Genomic DNA, 18,343 nt, shown 5'->3' with positions numbered 1-18,343 from the left:
CTGTAACGCCCCCCGGTCCATGGCCGCACGTCGCCAGGTTGCACACTGGAAGAAAGGTTGCGTGTGCGAAGGGGCCCACTATGTCTAGCAAGATGCCTAAAAGGACAGCCAACAAAGTTTTTGTCGTCGGTGTCGGCATGACGAAATTCGAGAAGCCGGGGCGCCGCGAAGGCTGGGACTACCCGCAGATGGCCAAGGAATCGGGCACCAAAGCGTTACAGGATGCCGGCGTCGACTACTCCGAGGTCGAGCAGGGTTATGTCGGCTACTGCTCGGGCGACTCCACGTCCGGGAACCGCGCTCTTTACGAACTCGGCTTGACCGGCATTCCGATCGTCAACGTCAACAACAACTGTTCGACGGGATCCACCGCGCTGTACCTGGGCGCTCAGGCGATCCGTGGCGGGTTGGCCGACTGCGTGCTGTCGCTGGGTTTCGAGAAGATGCAACCGGGCGCGCTCGCCGGCGGCGCCACCGACCGCGAGTCGCCACTGGGCCGGCACGTCAAGGCACTGGCCGAGATCGACGAGTTCGCATTTCCGGTGGCGCCGTGGATGTTCGGGGCGGCGGGCCGCGAGCACATGAAGAAATACGGCACCACGGCTGAGCATTTCGCCAAGATCGGTTTCAAGAACCACAAGCACTCGGTGAACAACCCGTACGCGCAGTTCCAGGAGGAGTACACCCTGGACGACATCCTGGCCGCCAAGATGATTTCCGACCCGCTGACCAAGCTCCAATGCTCGCCCACTTCCGACGGTTCGGCCGCGGTGGTGCTGGCCAGCGAGGAATATGTCACCCAACACGATCTGGCCGGGCAGGCGGTGGAAATCGTCGGGCAGGCGATGACCACGGACTTCGCGTCCACGTTCGACGGCAGTGCCCGCAACGTGATCGGCCATGACATGAATGTGCAAGCCGCGCAGCAGGTTTACCAGCAGTCCGGGCTGGGCCCGGAAGACTTCCAGGTGATCGAACTGCACGACTGCTTCTCCGCCAACGAACTGTTGCTCTACGAAGCGCTCGGCCTGTGCGGCGAGGGCGAGGCGCCGAAACTGGTCGACGACAACCAGACCACCTACGGCGGACGCTGGGTGGTGAACCCTTCAGGCGGTCTGATCTCCAAGGGCCACCCGCTGGGCGCGACCGGCCTGGCGCAGTGCTCCGAGCTGACCTGGCAATTGCGCGGCACCGCCGACAAGCGCCAGGTCGACAACGTGACTGCGGCCCTGCAACACAACATCGGCTTGGGCGGCGCCGCCGTCGTCACCGCATACCAGCGCGCCGAGCGCTGAACCGCACAAAGCCCGGGGGAGCGACATGATCGAGTGGTCCGAAACCGATTTGATGGTGCGCGATACCGTTCGCAAGTTCATCGACAAAGAGATCCGTCCGCACCTTGACGAGTTGGAAACCGGTGAGCTGCAGCCGTATCCGATCGCTCGCAAGCTCTTCGGCCAGTTCGGACTCGATGTGATGGCCGCCGAAGCGGTGAAGAACATGCTCGACCGTGAGCGCGCCAAGCAGAGTGGTGCGCATCAGGAGAACGGCGAAAAGCAAAGCGGATCAGACGGTTTCGGTGCCCAGCAATCGATGGTCGCGGTGCTGGTGTCCGAGCTCGCCAGCGTCAGCATCGGACTGCTCAGCACTGCGTCGGTGAGCCTCGGTCTGGGAGCGTCCACCATCATGAGTCGCGGGACGTTGGCACAGAAAGAGCGCTGGCTGCCGGACCTGATGACGCTGAAAAAGATTGCGGCGTGGGCTATTACCGAGCCGGACTCCGGTTCCGACGCGTTCGGCGGCATGAAGACCTACGTCAAACGCGACGGAGCGGACTACATCCTCAACGGGCAGAAGACGTTCATCACCAATGGACCCTATGCCGACGTGCTGATCGTCTACGCCAAGCTGGATGACGGGGATGCCTCCGTCGACAAACGGAACAGGCCGGTGCTGGTCTTCGTGCTGGATGCCGGCATGGAGGGCCTGACCCAGGGCAAGCCGTTCAAGAAGATGGGCATGATGTCGTCGCCCACCGGCGAGTTGTTCTTCGACAACGTGCGGCTCAGCCCGGACCGACTGCTCGGGGAGAGCGAAACACACACCGACGGCGATGGGCGCGACAGTGCCCGTGCCAATTTCGCCGCCGAGCGGATCGGCATCGCGATGATGGCGCTGGGCATCATCAACGAATGTCACCGGCTGTGCGTGGATTACGCCAAGAGTCGCACCCTGTGGGGCAAGAACATCGGGCAGTTCCAGTTGATCCAGCTGAAGCTGGCCAAGATGGAGATTGCCCGAATGAATGTGCAGAACATGGTCTTTCAGGTCATCGAGCGGCAGCGAGCCGGGAAGCCGCTGACTCTGGCAGAAGCATCGGCGATCAAGTTGTACTCGTCGGAGGCGGCGACGGATGTCGCGATGGAGGCTGTCCAGTTGTTCGGCGGCAACGGCTACATGGCCGAGTACCGCGTGGAACAGCTTGCGCGCGATGCCAAGTCGCTGATGATCTACGCCGGCAGCAACGAGGTCCAGGTGACCCACATCGCCAAGGGCCTGCTCAGCTAGCGGCGATCGCAGGTCAGGCGACCACCCAGATCGCACGCGCGGCCGGGCTGCCAAGCTCCACCGTGCTCGCGGCGCCGTCGGCCGATTCGATCGCCACCGAGATCATGCCGGCGAACTCACGACGTGTGAGCACCCGCAGTTGCGAGTCCAGGTTGATGCCGACGCTGTCGAAGTAACGCAGCATCTCGGGATCGGCATCGGAGATGCGGGCCACTGTTCCGGTGTCGCCGTCGGCGCAGGCCCACAACTGCCGCGCGGGTGGTGTCGGGACCTGCCCATCGGTGGCCGGAATCGGGTCGCCGTGCGGATCGCGCTGCGGAAACCCGAGCTTGGCGTCGATGCGGGCCATCAGGCGATCCGACACCGCGTGCTCGAGCACCTCGGCCTCGTCGTGCACCTCGTCCCAGCTGTACCCGAGCTCGTTGACCAGGAAGGTCTCGATCAGCCGGTGCCGACGAACCATGGCCAGTGCCGCACGCCGGCCGGATTCGGTCAGCGATACCGCGCCGTACTTCTCATGATCGACCAGACCTTGCTCGGCGAGTTTGCGGATCGACTCCGAAGCCGTGCTGGCGGACACGCCGATCTTCTCAGCGAGCAGCTTGGTGCTGACCTTCTCCCGCGACCACTCTTGGGTCGTCCAAATGACTTTCAAATAGTCCTGGCCAACAGCGGTGAGCCCGCCCGGCTCGTTGTCAGCCCTCACGGTTAGCCAGTTTAGGCAACGCACGCCTAATTTGGCGTCCCGGCGGGCCGGAAGGGTGCGCTACCCCCCGATCCGGGCAATCGCGCCGGCGATGACGTCGTAGGCTTGCGGTCGTGCAGCGGTGGCGCGGCCAGGACGAGATCCCCACGGACTGGGGCAGATGCGTTCTGACGATCGGGGTTTTTGACGGGGTGCATCGAGGGCACGCCGAGTTGATTGCGCATGCGGTGAAGGCCGGGCGCGCCCGCGGTGTGCCATCGGTGCTGATGACCTTCGACCCCCACCCCATGGAAGTAGTGCACCCGGGCAGTCACCCGGCACAGCTGACGACGCTCACCCGTCGTGCCGAGCTCGTCGAAGACTTGGGCATCGACGTTTTCCTGGTGATGCCGTTCACCGCCGATTTCATGAAGCTCACCCCTGACCGGTACGTCCACGAGTTGCTGGTCGAGAACCTGCACGTCGTGGAGGTGGTGGTGGGCGAGAACTTCACCTTCGGCAAGAAGGCGGCGGGCAATGTCGCGGCCCTGCGCCGGGCCGGGGACCGGTTCGGGTTCGCGGTGGAATCCATGTCACTGCTGTCCGAGCACCACAGCAACGAGACCGTCACGTTCTCCTCCACCTACATCCGGTCCTGTGTAGACGCCGGAGACGTGATGGCGGCTACCGAGGCGCTGGGACGACCGCATCGGGTCGAGGGCGTCGTCGTCCGCGGTTACGGCCGCGGAGTCGAGCTGGGGTATCCGACCGCCAACGTGGCGCCACCGATGTACTCGGCGATTCCGGCCGACGGCGTGTACGCCGCCTGGTTCACCGTCCTCGGGCACGGCCCGGCCACCGGCACGGTCATTCCGGGGGAGCGCTATCAGGCGGCGGTATCGGTCGGGACCAACCCCACCTTCTCCGGGCGAACCCGCACGGTCGAGGCGTTCGTCCTCGACACCACCGCCGACCTGTACGGCCAGCACGTGGCGCTGGACTTCGTCGCGCGGATCCGCGGTCAGCATAAGTTCGACTCGATCGATGAGTTGGTCGTCGAGATCGGTAACGACACAGAACGCACCCGCAGCCTGCTGAAATAGTCCGCGAGCGGAACCGCACGTTGACATCCGGGGTACGGATTTCGCAGCCTGGTCACGCTCGCGGCGCAGCAAATTGGGGTCCGGCACCCCGGCGCTGCTAGACTCCCCGACGGCGTGCGCTGCGGTTCGCGGCGGCCGCGCCTTCAATTTTGATCGCGGACCTATTGATGGAGATGTTTTCGTGGCGCTTACCGCCGAGCAGAAAAAAGAAATTCTGAATTCCTACGGTCTGCACGAGACCGACACCGGATCGCCGGAGGCGCAGATCGCGCTGCTGACCAAGCGCATCGCGGACCTGACTGAGCACCTGAAGGTGCACAAGCATGACCACCACTCTCGTCGTGGTCTGTTGCTGCTGGTCGGCCGTCGTAAGCGGCTGGTCAAGTACCTGACCCAGGTCGATGTGGCCCGCTACCGTTCGTTGATCGAAAGGCTGGGTCTGCGTCGCTGACCCGCGGCGCGTTGCGCGCCTCGATAACGGCGGCCTTTGTAGTCTGCGCGGCCGGGGGATTGTCGGGATGTTCGGCGGGGAACAAGGCGGCTGACCTCAGCGATTTCAAGGTGGGCGACTGTCTCAAGCTGGGCGGCACCGCCGATCGACCGGAAGCGGCCAAGGCTCTCTGCGGTAGTCCGGCGGCCAACTTCAAGGTGGTCGCTACCGTGGTCGACCGCGCGCAGTGCCCGACGGACGTCGACTCCTCGTATTCGACGCACAACTCGATCGACGGCTCCGACAACACTGTTTGCCTCGACGTCGACTGGGTGATCGGCGGTTGCATGAGTGTTGACCCGCACCACACCGTCGATCCGTTCCGTGTCGATTGCAACGACACGTCGATACCGAATCGCCAGCGGGCCACCCAGATCCTCACGGACCTGGACCCCCCGGTCAGCGTCGACCAGTGCAGCAGCGGCCTGGGCTACACCTACTCCCAGCGCAGATTCGCAGTCTGCGTCGAGACCGTCAGCCACGGGCCCCACACCTGAAGTTGGGCACGGGGGTCTGCACCCGTGCCTTCATTACCACCGTGTTAGCTCGGTGTAGAGTTAGGTCGTTCTGGGCCGGTTCGGCCCGAACGAACTGGTGCGGCTCACGCACATCTGCGTGTGTTGTTCCAGCGAGTCGCTTGCGTGTTACAGGGAGCAGTCCCATCTGCATCGGGCGGTCTTCGGTAGTGGCGGCCGGGCTCCCCGGATCTGGGGCAGGTCGGCCGCTTCGATCGATGGCCGTAGCCGTATTCAGATTCTGTTCACTGGTTTGCTCCCAGGTATTCCTGGCGAGCTCAGCCCGTTCGGGGTGCGCATGGACCCGCAAAACAGCTGAATAACCAGAGAGGCCGCACTGACGTATGTCTGCGACTGAAATTGACGAAGGCGTGTTCGAGTCAACCGCCACCATCGACAACGGGAGCTTCGGCACCCGCACCATTCGTTTTGAGACCGGGCGCTTGGCCCAGCAAGCCGCCGGCGCGGTAGTTGCCTACCTCGACGACGAAAACATGCTGCTGTCGGCAACCACCGCCAGCAAGAACCCCAAGGATCATTTCGACTTCTTCCCGCTGACGATTGACGTCGAGGAGCGGATGTATGCCGCGGGCCGGATCCCCGGTTCGTTCTTCCGTCGTGAGGGCCGGCCCTCCACCGACGCGATCCTGACCTGCCGGCTGATCGACCGGCCGCTGCGCCCGTCGTTCGTCGACGGCCTGCGCAACGAAATCCAGGTCGTCGTGACGATCCTGAGCCTGGACCCCAACGACCTGTACGACGTGGTGGCAATCAACGCGGCGTCGGCCTCCACTCAGCTGTCCGGCCTGCCGTTCTCCGGGCCTGTCGGTGGTGTGCGGGTCGCACTCATCGACGGCACCTGGGTCGCTTTCCCCACTGTTGAGCAGCTCGAGACGGCCGTGTTCGACATGGTCGTGGCCGGCCGCATCGTCGGCGATGACGTCGCGATCATGATGGTCGAGGCCGAGGCCACCGACAAGGTCCTCGAGTTGGTCGAGGGCGGCGCCAAGGCACCGACGGAGACCGTGGTGGCCGAGGGCCTGGAGGCGGCCAAGCCGTTCATCGCCGCGCTGTGCAAAGCGCAACAGGAGCTTGCCGACGCGGCCGCCAAGCCGACCGGCGAATTCCCGGTCTTCCCCGCCTACGGCGAGGACGTGTACTACTCGGTCGCCTCGGTGGCCACCGACGAGCTCGCCAAGGCCCTGACTATCAGCGGCAAGGCGGAGCGCGACCAGCGGACCGACGAGCTCAAGGGCGAGGTGCTGGCGCGGCTCGCCGACACCTACGAGGGCCGGGAGAAAGAAGTGGGCGCCGCGTACCGCTCGCTCACCAAGAAGCTGGTTCGCCAGCGCATCCTCACCGACCACTTCCGCATCGACGGCCGCGGAATCACCGACATCCGCGCCCTGTCGGCCGAGGTCGCCCTGGTTCCGCGGGCCCACGGCAGCGCACTGTTCGAGCGTGGCGAGACCCAGATCCTGGGTGTGACCACGCTGGACATGGTCAAGATGGCCCAGCAGATCGACTCGCTCGGCCCGGAAACGTCCAAGCGGTACATGCACCACTACAACTTCCCGCCGTTCTCCACCGGCGAGACCGGTCGCGTGGGTTCGCCCAAGCGGCGTGAAATCGGGCACGGCGCGCTGGCCGAGCGGGCGCTGATTCCGGTGCTGCCGACCGTCGAAGAGTTCCCCTACGCGATCCGTCAGGTGTCGGAAGCGCTGAGCTCCAACGGCTCGACCTCGATGGGTTCGGTGTGTGCTTCCACGCTGTCGCTGCTCAACGCCGGTGTGCCGCTGAAGGCGCCGGTGGCCGGGATCGCGATGGGCCTCGTCTCCGACGATGTCGATGGTGAAACCCGTTACGTCACCCTGACTGACATCCTGGGCGCCGAAGACGCGTTCGGCGACATGGACTTCAAGTGCGCAGGCACCAAGGACATCGTCACCGCGCTGCAGTTGGACACCAAGCTGGATGGGATTCCCTCCAAGGTGCTCGCGGGCGCGCTCGCCCAGGCCAAGGACGCGCGTCTGACCATCCTCGAGGTCATGGCCGAGGCCATCGACGCCCCGGACGAGATGAGCCCGTACGCGCCGGTGGTGACCACGATCAAGGTCCCAGTGGACAAAATCGGTGAGCTCATCGGCCCCAAGGGCAAGATGATCAACTCGATCACAGAGGAGACCGGGGCGCAGATCTCTATCGAGGACGACGGCACTGTGTTCGTCGGTGCCACCAATGGCCCCTCGGCGCAGGCCGCGATCGACCGGATCAACGCCATTGCCAACCCGCAGTTGCCGACGGTCGGTGAGCGGTTCCTCGGAACGGTGGTCAAGACCACCGATTTCGGTGCGTTCGTGTCGCTGCTGCCCGGGCGTGACGGCCTGGTCCACATCTCCAAGCTCGGCCGCGGCAAGCGCATCGCCAAGGTCGAGGACGTGGTATCCGTCGGCGACAAGCTCCGCGTGGAGATCGCCGACATCGACAAGCGGGGCAAGATCTCGCTGGTTCTCGTCGAGGAAGACAGCTCGGGCGCCGCTCCCGCCGATTCCGGAGCAGCGCCAGCCGATGCCACCGTCTCCTAGGAGGCCAGCAGCTGATTCAGCGGGCGCCCTGCATCAAGGCAAGCAGGGCGCCTCGCTGAAGGCTGGTGCAAAAGCCGCCGCAAAGGTCGAGCCGAGGGCCGAACGTGTCGGGGGAGTGCGTCGCAGCACGCTGCCTGGCGGGCTGCGGGTGGTCACCGAGTACTTACCCGCAGTGCGCTCCGCGTCGGTCGGGGTCTGGGTCGGGGTTGGGTCTCGCGACGAAGGCACCACGGTGGCCGGAGCTGCACACTTTCTCGAACACCTGCTGTTCAAGTCGACGCCGACCCGCTCGGCGGTGGACATTGCGCGGTCGATGGACGCCGTCGGCGGCGAACTCAACGCCTTCACCGCAAAAGAGCACACCTGCTACTACGCGCACGTGCTGGACACCGACCTTGCTCTGGCTGTTGACCTGGTCGCCGACGTGGTGCTCAACGGGCGGTGCGCCGCCGACGACGTCGAATTAGAACGTCACGTCGTCCTCGAGGAGATCTCGATGCGCGACGACGACCCCGAAGACGCGCTCGCGGATATGTTCATGACGGCACTATTCGGTGACCACCCGGTGGGCCGACCGATCATCGGCAGCGCGGAATCGGTGTCGGCGATGACCCGGGCGCAACTGCATTCGTTCCACGTGCGTCGCTACACACCGGAGCGAATGGTGGTCGCGGTCGCTGGCAACGTCGACCACAAAGAGGTCGTCGCGCTGGTGCGTGAACACTTCGGGGCGCGGTTGGTCCAAGGGCGCAAGCCCGTCGAACCGCGCAAACGTTCGGGCCGCGTCAACACCGTTCCCAGCCTCGTTCTGGGCAACCGGGACTCTGAGCAGACCCACGTCACACTCGGCGTCCGCACGCCCGGCCGCGGCTGGGAATCGCGCTGGGCGCTGTCCGTGCTCCATACCGCGCTGGGTGGCGGGCTGAGTTCCCGGCTTTTCCAAGAGATCCGGGAGTCCCGCGGCCTCGCTTACTCGGTGTATTCCGCGCTCGACATCTTCGCTGACACCGGCACGCTGTCGGTGTACGCCGCCTGCCAACCCGAACGCTTTGACGACGTCATGCGGGTCACCGCCGAAGTGCTGGAATCGGTGGCGCGTGACGGCATCACCGCGGATGAATGCCGAATCGCCAAGGGATCACTGCGCGGCGGACTGGTGCTTGGGTTGGAAGACTCCGGTTCGCGGATGAGCCGTATCGGTCGCAGCGAACTGAACTACGGCGCCCACCGCACCATCGAGCACACGCTGCGGCAGATCGAGCGGGTCACCCTCGACCAGGTCAACGCGGTGGCTCGTAGCCTGCTGAACAACCGCTACGGTGCTGCCGTCCTCGGCCCGTACCCGTCGAAACGCTCTGCTAAATATAAACTGCCACAACAACTTCGAGCGATGGTAAGTTAGCCCGATGGTATTGGGCTTCTGGGATATCGCAGCGCCGATCGTGGGTGCGCCGATGTCTGGTGGCCCGGGTACGCCAGCGCTGGCCGCGGCGGTTTCCAACGCGGGCGGGCTCGGGTTCGTCGCCGGCGGACATGTGAGCGCAGACCAGCTTGCCGCTGACATCGCCGCCGCACGTGCCGCTACCACCGGACCGATCGGCGTCAACTTGTTGGTACCCCAACCCAGCGTCGCGGACTGGGTGCAGCTGGAGTACTACGCCGAAGAGCTTGAAGATGTTGCCGAGCATTACCGCGTCGAGGTGGGCCACCCCACCCACGGCGATGACGACGACTGGGATCGCAAGCTCGAGGTCGTGGCAGACGTTCGGCCCGAGATGGTGTCGTTCTCTTTTGGTGCGCCGCCACCGGATGTCGTGTACCGGCTGAGTGCGCTCGGACTTCTGGTTTCCATCACCGTGACGTCTGCCTACGAGGCCGGGGTCGCCGTCGCGGCCGGCGCGGACAACCTGGTGGTCCAGGGCCCGGCGGCCGGCGGACATCGCGGCACCTTTGCACCCGACATGGAACCTGGTAGCGAATCGCTTTTCCAGTTGCTCGACCGGATCGGCAGCGCCCACGATGTGCCGCTCATCGCCGCGGGTGGCTTGGGCACGGTCGAACAGGTCGCGGCGGTGCTACGCAGGGGAGCGGTGGCCGCGCAGGTCGGCACCGCACTGCTGCTCGCCGATGAAGCGGGCACCGACCCGGCTTATCGGGTCGCGTTGAAGAACCCGGCCTTTGATTCGACAGTGGTCACCCGGGCGTTCTCCGGTCGTTATGCGCGTGGCCTGGCCAACAACTTCACCCGACTGCTCGATCACGTGGCGCCGTTGGGCTATCCCGAGATCAACCAGATGACCGAGCCGATCCGGGTCGCGGCGATTCAGGAAGAGGACCCGCACGGCACGAACCTGTGGGTGGGCGAGGCATACCGGGAAGCCCGCTCGGGACCGGCGGCCGATATCGTCGCGGGCCTGGCCCCCTACATCCGGTAACTCGCCGGCCCGCTCAACGTCAGGCCAACACGCTGGCCGGTTCGGTGAACGGCAGGTCGAGGTCTTCGGCCACATGATCTGCGAGGAGCGCGCCCGCATGCGTCGAAAGTCCTTTGGCCAGTGCCGGATCCGATCGACATGCCGCTTGCCAGCCGTGGTCGGCGAGCTTGAGCACGTAGGGCATCGTCGCGTTGGTCAGCGCGTAGGTCGACGTCTTCGGCACCGCACTGGGCATATTGGCCACGCAATAGAACAGGGTGTCGTGCACTTCGAATACCGGATCGTCGTGAGTCGTCGGGCGCGAATCCTCGAAGCAGCCCCCTTGGTCGATGGAGATATCCACCAGCACAGCTCCCGGTTTCATCTGTGCGACAAGTGAATTCGAGATCACATTGGGGGCCTTGGCGCCCGGGACCAATACCGCTCCAATTACGAGGTCGGCGCGTTTGACCGCTCCCTCGAGCTCGTAGGCCGACGAGTAGCGGGTGCCGATGCGCCCGGCGAACTCCGCGTCGAGCAGTCGGAGCTTGCCGAGATTGACGTCGAGAACCATGACCGATGCCCCCATGCCGCTGGCGATTCGCGCCGCGTTGTAGCCGGCGGTACCCCCGCCGATCACGACGACGTCGGCGGGCTGGACGCCGGGCACCCCGCCCATCAAGGCTCCGCGGCCGCCCTGGGTCCGCATCAGGTGGTAGGCGCCGACCTGCGCCGAGAGTCGGCCGGCAACTTCGCTCATCGGGGCGAGCAGCGGCAGCGCACCATCGGCCGTTTGCACGGTCTCATACGCGATGGCCGTGGTGCCTGAGCTCAGCAGCGCGTTGGTGCACGAGCGTGAGGCGGAAAGGTGCAGGTAGGTGAAAAGAACCTGCCCGGAGCGCAACTGGTCGTACTCCGAAGGCATCGGTTCCTTGACTTTGAGCACCAGCTCGGCGTCGGCCCACACCCGTTCGGCGGTATCGACGAGCTGGGCGCCCACTGCTTTGAAATCCGCATCCGTGATTGCCGAGCCCTCCCCGGCGCCGGCCTGGATCAGTACTTCGTGGCCGCGATGGGTGAGGGCGGCCGCCCCTGCCGGGGTGATGGCTACCCGGAATTCGTTGTTCTTCGTCTCGGTCGGAATACCAACTCGCATGATCGCCTCCTGCCGAACATCGGTTGAGGTTGACTCTTCAATTGTGAAGAAGATTCGGAGTGTCTGCAAATATGGAGATGCATATTCTATAAAGTAGATATATGACCGATAGATCAACGGAATCGTCGCGTATCATGGCTGACGCCCCGAAGGATATTCGGCGCGTCGAGCTTGACGAGGTGGACCGCAGAATCCTGACCCTGCTGCACGCCGACGCCCGCATCGCCAACAACGCGCTCGCCGAGGCGGTCGGAATAGCACCCTCGACGTGCCACGGACGGGTTCGCCGGCTGGTGGATGTCGGCGTGATCCGCGGTTTCTACACCGACATCGACCCGGTCGCGGTGGGTCTGCCTTTGCAGGCAATGATCTCGGTCAACCTGCAGTCCAACGCGCGTGGGAAGATCCGCAACTTCATTCAGCAGATCCGGTGCAGGCGCCAGGTGATGGACGTCTATTTCTTGGCCGGCGCTGACGATTTCCTTTTACATGTCGCCGCTCGCGACACCGAAGACCTGCGGTCCTTCGTGGTGGAAAACCTCAACGCCGACGCCGATGTCGCGGGGACCCAGACATCGTTAATCTTCGAGCACTTGCGCGGCGCTGCGCCGATTTAGGCCAGTTCAGGGCGTCAAAGGCTGGCTATGATCAGCCCATGAGTGAACCCTCAGCAAGTGCAACGGTGCGTATCGACGCCAGTCCCGAAGAGGTATACAGCCTCATCACCGACCTGCCGACCCTGGCCACATTGGCCGAAGAGGCCAAAGCCATGGAGTTGCGGAAGGGCGGGGGGATCGGCAAAGGAGCGGTGTTCGTCGGCCACAACGAGAACAGTGGCAAGCGCTGGACAACGAAATGCACCGTCACCGACGCCGAACCCGGCCGTGCGTTCGCCTTCGAGGTGAAACACACGGTTCTGCCGATCGCTCGTTGGCAGTACGACATCGAGGCTGCGGCCGACGGTGGCTGCCAGGTCACCGAAAGCACCTGGGACCGTCGGCCCGGTTGGTTCCGGAAGATCGCTGGTAAAGCCACCGGAGTTGCCGACCGTGCATCGGAGAACGCCAAGAACATCGAGCTCACGCTGCAGCGGTTGAAGCGCCGCGCCGAAGCAACCCCCGAATAAAGGTAGTACCGCAGGTATCGCATACCTGGGGTACTGCAGTACACTTTTCGCAACATGACGTCCAACGGGGCGCTATTTGGGGCGCTCTCCGTAGACGCCGAGGCAAGGGGGCCTTGATGAGCACAGTCGACGACCGGGCAGTGGGTCCGCACTACCGACAGGCCGACGCCGCAGACCACGAACGTCTCGTACTCGAAGCGCGCGATGTCGATTTCGACTGGGCTGACCTGCCGTTTCACTACGTGCCCAACGAACCTCTGGCGACCCACGTGCTCAACGTGCTGCACCTGCTGTTGCCCGCGGGCGAGGAGTTCTTCGTCGAGGTTTTCAAGAAGACGCTGCCGCTGATCAAAGATGATCAGCTGCGTCTGGACATCCAGGGATTCATCGGCCAGGAGGCGATGCACTCGCAGGCCCACTCCGGCGTACTCGGCCATTTCGACGCCGAAGGTATCGACCTGACGCCGTTCACCGGCCAGGTCAGGTGGCTGTTCGAGAGGCTGCTCGGCGAACGGCCGAACCGCAGTGTGCGCCGGCAGCGCAGCTGGCTGTTAGAGCAGGTGGCGTTCATCTCGGCGATCGAGCACTACACCGCCGTACTCGGTGAGTGGGTCTTGGACACGCCGGCCCTCGACGCCATCGGCACCGACCCGGTGATGCTGGACATGCTTCGCTGGCATGGGGCCGAGGAGGTCGAGCACAAGGCCGTGGCGTTCGACACCATGGTGCATCTGCAGGCCGGGTACTTTCGCCGGGCGCGCACCCAATTATTCGTGGGTCCAGTGCTTTTGTTGTTATGGATTCGTGGCGTTCGGTTCATGTACTCGGTGGACCCGCACGTGCCGGCGGGAGCCAAGCCCCGCGTTCGGGACTACCTGCGCGCGGCGCGCCGCGGTCTGGTTCCCGGGCCGCTTCGACTGATTCGGGTCGTCGGGTCCTACTACCGGCCAGGCTTCCACCCGTCCGAACTAGGCGGGCTGGAACGAGCCGTCGAATACCTGGCGGTGTCACCTGCTGCCCGTGCTTCTCACTGAGCCATGGGAACCATCACAGCATCCGACGGCGTCACCCTTGCGATTCATCGGTACACCGATATCGACCTGACGCGCCCGACCATCCTGGCCGTGCACGGCTATCCGGACAACCGTCGAATCTGGGACGGCGTGGCCGAGATTCTCGGCACGCGTTACAACGTCATTGCCTACGACGTGCGCGGTGCCGGTGAATCATCCTGTCCAGCAGACAGATCCGGATACCGGATGGATCAGCTGGTGTCAGACATGGGTTCGGTGATCGACAGCCTCGGTGTCGATCAGGTACATCTGCTGGCGCACGACTGGGGCTCAATACAGGCTTGGGCCGCGGTCACCGACGAGTCCGTGACGGCCAAGGTGGCGTCGTTCACTTCGATCTCCGGGCCGCACTTGGGTCAAGCCGGCAGGTTCTTTCGCTCGGCGCGCACGCCGCGGGCCGCCACCCAGGTCGCGAGGCAGGCGTTGTCGTCCGGGTACATCTGGTTCTTCCTGTGCCCGGGAGTTCCGGACCTTGCCTTCCGTTCCAGGATCGGAATGAAAGCCGTTCACGCCGTTGAACGTATCGGCCGGTCGAGCACTCGAAGTCGTCGCGACCCATCGCCGCGGTCCGTCGGCGACTACGTGAACGGACTCAATCTCTACCGGGCGAACCTGCCTGCGCCACTGGTGTCACCGGGCCGGCAGCGTCCGCACACCAGCGTGCCGATCCAGGTGTTGGTGCCGAGCAAGGACATGTTCGTCACAGCGGCTTTGCAGCGATCCCTGAGTGCAATGTCGCTGGGTGGCAGGGTTGTCCCGATCGAGGGTGGGCACTGGGTGGTGAAGTCGCGGCCTGAAGTCATCGCGCGCCTGACCGCTGAGTGGGTCGACAAGATCGCCGGCGGTGCGGCTTCCACGGACGAGTCGGTGGTGCGCGGTGGCCCGCGTGAGGTGCGGGGCAAGTTGGCGTTGGTCACCGGTGCGGGTGCCGGTATCGGCCGGGCGACCGCGGTCGAACTCGCCCGCAGCGGCGCACGCGCGGTGGTGGTCGTGGACCGCGACCTGGCCGCGGCCAACGAGAGTGCGGACGCGGTCCGCGCGGCCTGTGCCGAAGCGGTGGCCTACCAAGCCGACGTCACCGACGAGGCCGCGATGAATGACCTTGCCGCACAGGTCCATAACGAGCACGGTGTCGTCGACATCCTGGTGAACAACGCGGGGATCGGGATGGCCGGCCGGTTCTTGGAGACCACCGCAGAAAACTGGGACGCCATCATGGCGGTCAATGTCCGCGGCGTCATCACCGGCAGTCGGGCATTCGGCGCGCAGATGGTCGAGCGCGGCGAGGGCGGAACGATCATCAATATCTCGTCGGCCGCGGCGTATCTGCCGTCGAAGTCGATGGTGGCCTACACCACGAGCAAAGCGGCGGTGCTGGGGTTCAGCGAAGCCCTGCGCGCCGACCTCGCCGACGAGGGCATCGCCGTCACCGCTGTGTGCCCCGGCTTCGTCAACACCAACATCGCCAAGAACACGGTGTACGCGGGCTTGTCGGCCGAGGAGCAGGAGCGCGCCCGGGACAAAGCGGACGCCGCATACCGGCGGCGCAACTACACCCCCGAAGCGACCGCGAAGGCGATCGTCAAATCGATCAGGACCGGACCACCCGTTCTGCCCATCGCCGTCGAGTCCAAACTCGGCTACGCGATGCGCCGCATCAGCCCGTCGGCGGTTCGACTGCTCGCGCGCGTAGATATCAGGCAGAAGTAGGAATATGACTGTGCGGGAGAGTATCTGGACGAGCAGACCGGCTGACCTCTACGGCCGTCGTGATCACGATCGGTTCTACACGGTGCTGTGGGGGGTGCGCACCCTGGTGGGGGGCCTCGCCGCAGCGTCGCGGTGGAATCCGTCTCGGGTGACGCCGGTGGGGCGAACGCACAGCGCGAAAGTCATTGGGCGCGAACTCGTCGCACCGGATGTCGTCGCATTGACGCTGGCCGACCCGGACGGGGGATTGCTGCCGTCCTGGACGCCGGGAGGGCACATCGACATCCAGTTGCCGTCGGGTCGGCGACGGCAGTATTCGCTGTGCGGTCCGCCGGGGCGGCGCACCGACTACCGCATCGCGGTCAGGCGCATCGCGGACGGCGGCGGCGGTTCGATCGAGATGCACGATGCCTTCGATGTGGGTGACACCCTGCTGTTCGAAGGTCCCCGCAACGCGTTCTATCTGGGATCGTCGGAACAGGACGTGCTGTTCGTGATCGGTGGCATCGGCGTGACGCCCATTCTGCCGATGATCCGCGTTGCGGCGCAGCGTGGAATCAATTGGCGGGCAGTCTATGCCGGACGCAGTCGCGAGTTCATGCCGTTGCTGGACGAGGTGACGGCGGTGGCGCCGGACCGGGTGACGGTATGGGCCGACGACGAGCGCAGCGGTCTTGCGTCCGTCGACGACCTACTGGCGGGCGCCGGGTCGACGACCGCGGTGTACGTCTGTGGGCCGGCCGCCATGCTCGAGGCGGTGCGCGTAGCCCGTGACGAACACGCCAACGCCCCATTGCATTACGAGCGGTTCAGTCCGGCGCCGATTGTCAACGGGACTCCTTTTGAGCTTGCGCTTGCCCGCTCTGGGCAGGTGCTGAACATCCCGGCGAACCGCTCGGCGCTCGAGGTGATGCTCGACCGAGACCCGACCACCGCGTATTCCTGCCAGCAGGGATTCTGCGGTACGTGCAAAGTCAAAGTGCTTGCTGGGCAAGTGGATCGGCGCGGCCGCACCGCAGAAGGCAGCGACGAAATGCTGGTCTGTGTGTCACGATCCGATGGGGACCGGATCGTCATCGACGCCTAGGCCGATTAGTCGCGACCCGCTGCGCCCGGCTACGCCGCGCTTGCGGTCGCGACGGGCTGACCAGTCGCGACTAAAAAATCTTCTTCTCGGTGAGCACGTCGGCGAAGTTCGCCAGATCGGTGGCGAACAGCGCGGGTTGTTCGAAGGCGGCGAAGTGACCACCGCGGTCTTGAACGGCGTAGTGCACCAGGTTGTAGCGGGCCGCCGCCCATGCGCGCGGCGTTTGCAGTATCTCGCCGGGGTAGACGGCGTAACCGGTGGGAACATCGATACGGCCGGTCCAGTCGTTGAGTGCACCGGTGCCTGCCCGAGCCGATTCGCAGTAGAGACGCGCCGCCGAGGTGGCCGTGCCGGTGAGCCAGTAGAACATCAGGTTGTCGATCAGCCGATCGGGTCTGATCGGCATACCTTCCCGGATGTCACACCAGGCGTGAAACTTTTCCAGTATCCAACCGGCCAGGCCGAGCGGCGAGTCATCCAAACCGAAACCAAGCGAGTGTGGCCGTGTCGACTGCACTTCCATGTAGGCGGTGCCATCTTTAATGCGTTCAATGCTGGTCGTGATGGCGACGAGTTCGGATTCGGAGATGTCGGCCAATAGCTCCGGATCGTTCTGGTCGGGCGGCGAGAACAACATGTTCGTGTGGATCGCCGCTACCTGCTGCGAGTAGTGCTCGCCGAGGTAGCGAGTGACCAGGGCGCCCCAGTCACCGCCCTGTGCGACATAGCGTTCGTATCCCAGTTGGGCCATCACGTCTGCGACGGACGCGGCGACCACCGCGACGTCGACACCCCGCCGGCGGGTGGGGCCGGAGAAGCCGTAGCCGGGCATCGACACCACAACCACGTGAAATCGCTTACGCAGCAAGGGCAGCACGTCGAGGAACTCGACGATCGAGCCCGGCCAGCCATGCGTCATGACCAGCGGAATTGCATCTTCTCGATCGGATCTGGCGTGCAGGAAGTGGACCCGCTCGCCTGCCGCCTCGGTGAGGAACGATCCGATCGCGTTGACCTCGGCCTCGGTGGCACGCCAGTCGTAGTGATTGGTCCAGTGCTCGATCACGGTCTTGAGGAATGTCTGCTCGGTCCCGTAATCCCAGTCCGCACCCTCGATTTCGGCCGGCCAGCGTGCTTCTTTGAGGCGCCGGTGCAAATCTTGCAGCTGGGTCTCGGACACGTCGAGCGGATACGGCCGGATCGGTGTGTCAGCGGGTATGTCAGGCATTGCGACGGGCGTGCTGTGAGGTGCCTCGGGTGTCGACCGGAACAGGCGGTAGCCCACGTGGGGCACGGTCACGCCGGGCAGCGGTTTCCAGACATAGGTGCGGTCATCGAGCTGGAAACCCTGTTTTTCGTAGAAGGTGCGCGCCTTCTGGTTCTTGTTGGCACACCACAGGATCATGTCGTTGTCCGGATAGGTTTCCAGTGCCTTGTCCAGCAGGAGTCGGCCGATCCCGCTCCGCTGGTTGTCGTCTGCAACGTAGAGCGCGTCGATCTGAACGTGATTGGGGTTCGACAGATCCGGTCCGAGCAGCATCATCCCGAGCAATTTGCCCCGGGATTCGGCCATCCACATGCCCCAGCCGCCGCGCTTGAGGGTCGTCGGGTATTGGAGGTCGACCCAGGTCTTCGGCGTCCCGATCATGTCCAGGACATGTGTCGCCACGATGCCGCTCCATGACTGCCGCCAGGTCGGATAGTGCATTGCCGCGACCCGGGCGAAATCCTTCGGTTTGGCCTCACGGATCCGGATTTCACTGGATCTCACGTGAGCACCTCCGCTGGTCGCATATGTACACCGACCATCTAAGCGTAGAGATGCGGCAGT

General features: G+C 64.7%; 16 protein-coding genes. 13 read left to right on the top strand and 3 right to left on the bottom strand.

Features of this window, described 5'->3' with window-relative positions; all coding sequences use genetic code 11:
* Positions 1–92: 92 nt before the first annotated feature.
* Positions 93–1,295, top strand: coding sequence for a lipid-transfer protein (locus ACZY1I_RS19400; RefSeq protein ID WP_463756304.1), 1,203 nt, complete (start codon positions 93–95; stop codon positions 1,293–1,295).
* 25 nt (positions 1,296–1,320) lie between these two features.
* Positions 1,321–2,568, top strand: a complete 1,248-nt coding sequence (locus ACZY1I_RS19395) for an acyl-CoA dehydrogenase family protein (protein ID WP_463756085.1) — start codon at positions 1,321–1,323, stop codon at positions 2,566–2,568.
* Between the two features lie 13 nt (positions 2,569–2,581).
* On the opposite strand, the gene mntR is transcribed toward ACZY1I_RS19395, so the two are convergent.
* Positions 2,582–3,274, bottom strand: a complete 693-nt coding sequence (mntR, locus tag ACZY1I_RS19390) for a manganese-binding transcriptional regulator MntR (protein WP_463756084.1) — start codon at positions 3,272–3,274, stop codon at positions 2,582–2,584.
* Positions 3,275–3,387: 113 nt separating this feature from the next.
* Here mntR and ACZY1I_RS19385 point away from each other — a divergent pair, with 113 nt between their 5' ends.
* The 6 genes from ACZY1I_RS19385 to ACZY1I_RS19360 all read left to right on the top strand — a co-directional run bounded on the left by ACZY1I_RS19385 (position 3,388) and on the right by ACZY1I_RS19360 (position 10,381).
* On the top strand, positions 3,388–4,356 hold the full coding sequence (locus ACZY1I_RS19385) for a bifunctional riboflavin kinase/FAD synthetase (protein WP_463756083.1): 969 nt from the start codon (positions 3,388–3,390) through the stop codon (positions 4,354–4,356).
* A gap of 181 nt (positions 4,357–4,537) precedes the next feature.
* A complete protein-coding gene (gene rpsO / locus ACZY1I_RS19380) occupies positions 4,538–4,807 on the top strand; it encodes a 30S ribosomal protein S15 (protein WP_463756082.1) in 270 nt (89 codons plus the stop codon).
* Between the two features lie 11 nt (positions 4,808–4,818).
* The gene (lppU, locus tag ACZY1I_RS19375; protein ID WP_463756081.1) at positions 4,819–5,343 is read left to right on the top strand and encodes an LppU family putative lipoprotein; all 525 of its coding nucleotides are present in this window, start codon (positions 4,819–4,821) and stop codon (positions 5,341–5,343) included.
* Between the two features lie 362 nt (positions 5,344–5,705).
* Positions 5,706–7,946: a polyribonucleotide nucleotidyltransferase gene (locus tag ACZY1I_RS19370; protein WP_463756080.1), complete on the top strand. Its 2,241-nt coding sequence runs from the start codon at positions 5,706–5,708 to the stop codon at positions 7,944–7,946.
* A complete protein-coding gene (locus tag ACZY1I_RS19365) occupies positions 7,930–9,348 on the top strand; it encodes a M16 family metallopeptidase (RefSeq protein ID WP_463756079.1) in 1,419 nt (472 codons plus the stop codon). The genes ACZY1I_RS19370 and ACZY1I_RS19365 overlap by 17 nt, the downstream gene beginning before the upstream one ends.
* A gap of 4 nt (positions 9,349–9,352) precedes the next feature.
* On the top strand, positions 9,353–10,381 hold the full coding sequence (locus ACZY1I_RS19360; protein ID WP_463756078.1) for a nitronate monooxygenase: 1,029 nt from the start codon (positions 9,353–9,355) through the stop codon (positions 10,379–10,381).
* A 19-nt stretch (positions 10,382–10,400) separates the two neighbouring features.
* Here ACZY1I_RS19360 and ald read toward each other — a convergent pair whose 3' ends face one another.
* Positions 10,401–11,516 carry an alanine dehydrogenase gene (ald, locus tag ACZY1I_RS19355; RefSeq protein ID WP_463756077.1) on the bottom strand — a complete coding sequence of 372 codons (1,116 nt, stop codon included), beginning with the start codon at positions 11,514–11,516 and terminating at the stop codon, positions 10,401–10,403.
* A gap of 101 nt (positions 11,517–11,617) precedes the next feature.
* Between ald and aldR the strand changes: the two genes are divergently transcribed.
* The 5 genes from aldR to ACZY1I_RS19330 all read left to right on the top strand — a co-directional run bounded on the left by aldR (position 11,618) and on the right by ACZY1I_RS19330 (position 16,512).
* A complete protein-coding gene (gene aldR / locus ACZY1I_RS19350; protein ID WP_463756076.1) occupies positions 11,618–12,133 on the top strand; it encodes an HTH-type transcriptional regulator AldR in 516 nt (171 codons plus the stop codon).
* Between the two features lie 38 nt (positions 12,134–12,171).
* Positions 12,172–12,642: an SRPBCC family protein gene (locus ACZY1I_RS19345; RefSeq protein WP_463756075.1), complete on the top strand. Its 471-nt coding sequence runs from the start codon at positions 12,172–12,174 to the stop codon at positions 12,640–12,642.
* A gap of 116 nt (positions 12,643–12,758) precedes the next feature.
* Positions 12,759–13,676 (top strand): metal-dependent hydrolase, encoded by a 918-nt coding sequence (locus ACZY1I_RS19340; protein WP_463756074.1) that lies wholly within the window; start codon positions 12,759–12,761, stop codon positions 13,674–13,676.
* 3 nt (positions 13,677–13,679) lie between these two features.
* On the top strand, positions 13,680–15,425 hold the full coding sequence (locus ACZY1I_RS19335) for an SDR family oxidoreductase (protein WP_463756073.1): 1,746 nt from the start codon (positions 13,680–13,682) through the stop codon (positions 15,423–15,425).
* Positions 15,426–15,429: 4 nt separating this feature from the next.
* A complete protein-coding gene (locus ACZY1I_RS19330; protein ID WP_463756072.1) occupies positions 15,430–16,512 on the top strand; it encodes a PDR/VanB family oxidoreductase in 1,083 nt (360 codons plus the stop codon).
* A 70-nt stretch (positions 16,513–16,582) separates the two neighbouring features.
* On the opposite strand, the gene ACZY1I_RS19325 is transcribed toward ACZY1I_RS19330, so the two are convergent.
* Positions 16,583–18,283, bottom strand: coding sequence for an alpha/beta fold hydrolase (locus ACZY1I_RS19325; protein ID WP_463756071.1), 1,701 nt, complete (start codon positions 18,281–18,283; stop codon positions 16,583–16,585).
* Between the last annotated feature and the right edge of the window lie 60 nt (positions 18,284–18,343).

The sequence above is a fragment of the Mycobacterium sp. IDUB_37 genome (assembly GCF_055419245.1).
This window is presented reverse-complemented; position numbering and strand designations above follow the sequence as displayed.